We start from the raw sequence: 1,160 nt of genomic DNA, 5'->3' as shown, positions 1-1,160 counted from the left end.
CGAATTGTCTTGGCGGACAACACCTCTTTACCAGCAGTTCCGCTGTCCCAACTCACCATCCCACGCCGGTTGACAAACCCAGCCCACCCGCTAACCGCGCGGCCTTGGCACTAATACTGCAACGGCACTCAGGTGAGTGAATGTCCTCGTCGCCGGTAGTGGGATAAGCGGGCTTGGTGCTGGCGTCGGCGGCGCCAGTTCGACCAGGCCCATACCCGACCGGCGTCGCGAATGGTGTCGAGGACCAGGCTGATGGTGAGGCGACGGATCTGCGGTAACGTAAGCGCGATCATGTCTTGACCGTCGCCGCTGGTTCCCCTTTTGCGGCAAGGGCTTTCGAGCCAGCGAGCCATGCCAGAACGAGCATCGACAAGGTGATGTGGGCGTACCAGGCGCGCCAGCTGCGGACCTGGTAGTGGTCGAGTCCGGCCTCGTTCTTGGCTTGTTGGAAGCATTCCTCGATACGCCAGCGTGTTCCGGCGATCCAGGCCAGATCCGCGATGGTGGACCGGCGTGGCCCGTAGCAGACGTAGTAGGCGATCTGGGCCGGATCCGAGACGCTGCGCCGTGCCAGCAGCCAGTGCCCGCGACCGGGCGCCCACAACACCCTGATCGGGACTCTGGCCCAGTCGTAGTCACGAGGTCCGTGCACACCCGCACCGGCCGAGATCCGCTGCCAGCAACGTGCCGGCAGCGCAGCGACGAGTTCGCCGGCGCGGGCCTGGCCCCATCCGCTAGTGACCAGGGTGTCGTTGCGGCGGGTGGCCAGCACGTGGGCTATGTCGTGGCGTTCGAGCCAGAACCGCAGATACTTCACCGCTCCGTAGGCTTCGTCGGCGGTGAACCAGCGAAACGGGACCCCGCCCGCGATCGCCCGTTCGAGCATGGCCATCACCAGCCGCGGCTTGGTCGCGAACTCGACCTCGTCCGGGACCCCGGCACTACGGCAGCGCTCACGATCGGCGGTCCAGGACTCCGGCAGGTACAACTCCCGATCCACCAGCGCGTGACCTCGCCCGGACGCATAGGCCAGAAACACCCCGATCTGGCAATTCTCGGTCCGCCCGGGGGCCTGTCCGTAAATTACTGTCGCAGTTGATCTGTGGGGTGGGTTGCATGTGTGAGACGGGCTTGTAGTTGCTCGAGAGTGCGTGCGGGTG

1 pseudogene is annotated in these 1,160 nt (G+C 65.3%); it reads right to left on the bottom strand.

From position 1 onward, the window contains the following. Positions 1-289: 289 nt before the first annotated feature. Positions 290-1,066 (bottom strand): annotated as a pseudogene (locus AB0L97_RS38665) (IS701 family transposase); the annotation flags it as partial. Positions 1,067-1,160 lie beyond the last annotated feature (94 nt).

This window comes from Nocardia sp. NPDC051911, from assembly GCF_040681035.1.
GTDB classification, from domain to species: Bacteria; Actinomycetota; Actinomycetes; order Mycobacteriales; family Mycobacteriaceae; genus Nocardia; species Nocardia sichangensis.
Note: the sequence above shows the minus strand (reverse complement) of the source record. Positions and strands in the feature narration are given on the sequence as shown.